Raw genomic sequence first — 1323 nt, forward strand, 5'->3', positions numbered from 1 at the left:
TGAACCGCGCCGAGTTTCGTGGAGGCCGGGTTAGCTGGCTGGGGTGAGGATAGCCGGGTCGGTTTGTGTTTGGTAGTGGGTCTCGAATTCGGCTGGTGGGAGGTCGTTGCAGGCGCTGTGGAGGCGCCGGTTGTTGTACCAGTCGACCCATTCCATGGTGGCGATCTCGAGGTCGTCCAGGCCGTTCCAGGGGCCGCGCCGGTGGATCAGTTCGGTTTTGTACAGCCCGATGGTGGTTTCGGCCAGGGCGTTGTCGTAGCTGTCCCCGCGTGAGCCGACCGAGCAGACCGCCCCGGCGCCCGCGAGACGCTCGGTGTAGCGGATCGACAGATATTGGCAGCCGCGGTCGGAGTGGTGGACCAGTCCCTCGAGGCGCCGGCCGTCGCCGCGGCGCCAGATGGCCATCTCCAGGGCGTCCAGCGCCAGGTCGGTGCGCAGGTGGTCGGCCAGCCGCCAGCCGACGATCATCCGCGAGAAGGCGTCGATCACCAGCGCCGCGTACACGAACCCCGAGGCGGTGGGGATGTAGGTCAGGTCGGCGACCCACAGCCGGTTCGGGGCGGGGGCGGTGAAGTCGCGTTTGACCAGGTCGGCGGGCCGGTCGGTGAGGGCGTCGGCGATCGTGGTCGGTCGCTTGTGGTCCCCGCGGACCGCCCCGGCCAGCCCCATGCGCTTCATCAGCCGGGCCACGGTGCACCGGGCCACGCGGGTGCCGCGCCGGTTGAGCTCTTTCCACATCTTGCGCACGCCGTACACCTCGTAGTTGTCGTTCCACACCGTGGTGATCTCGGCCATGAGCTGGGCATCGCGCACCGCTCGTGCGGACGGCGGGCGGGACTTGGCCGCGTAGTAGGTCGACGTCGCCACCTGCAGGACGTCGCAGATCGGCTCGACGCCGAAAGCGTCGCGGTGGGCGTCGATGAAGGCGACTATCTGGGCGGCCGTGGGTCGAGTTCCGCCGCGAAAAAAGCGGCCGCGGCCTTGAGGATCTCGTTGGCGCGGCGCAGCTCGCGCACCTCGCGCTCCAGCTCGGCGATCCGCTGGGTGTCGGTGGTCGAGGTGCCGGGACGCTGTCCCTCGTCGATCTCGGCCTGGCGCACCCACCCGCGCAGCGCCTCGCGGTGAACGCCGAGCTGGTCGGCCACGCGGGCGATCGCGCCGGGGGCGCCGCCGGTCTGCCGGCGGACCTCAAAGACCATGCGCACCGCGCGCTCGCGAAGCTCTTGGGGGTACTTCCTCGGGGCTGGCATCGTGACGTGATTCTCCCTTCCGCCAGCAGATGATGCTGGCTTCAGGGCCTCCACGAAAGTCGGAGTGGTTCAC

Annotated in this window: 1 protein-coding gene and 1 other annotated feature; the gene reads right to left on the bottom strand. The window is 69.5% G+C overall.

All coding sequences use genetic code 11. The features are described 5' to 3' along the window. Positions 1–30: 30 nt before the first annotated feature. Positions 31–1250 (bottom strand): IS3 family transposase gene (locus tag HHX33_RS34615; protein ID WP_259403172.1). Its coding sequence is split into 2 segments (ribosomal slippage): positions 31–971 and positions 971–1250, totalling 1221 coding nucleotides; the frame shifts between segments, so codons are not numbered across the junction. Continuing rightward, positions 859–972 (bottom strand) — a sequence feature (AL1L pseudoknot). (Overlaps the previous gene by 114 nt.) Positions 1251–1323: the final 73 nt, after the last annotated feature.

The sequence above is a fragment of the Microbispora sp. H10670 genome (genome assembly GCF_014161385.1).
In the GTDB taxonomy this organism is placed as follows: Bacteria; Actinomycetota; Actinomycetes; order Streptosporangiales; family Streptosporangiaceae; genus Microbispora; species Microbispora triticiradicis.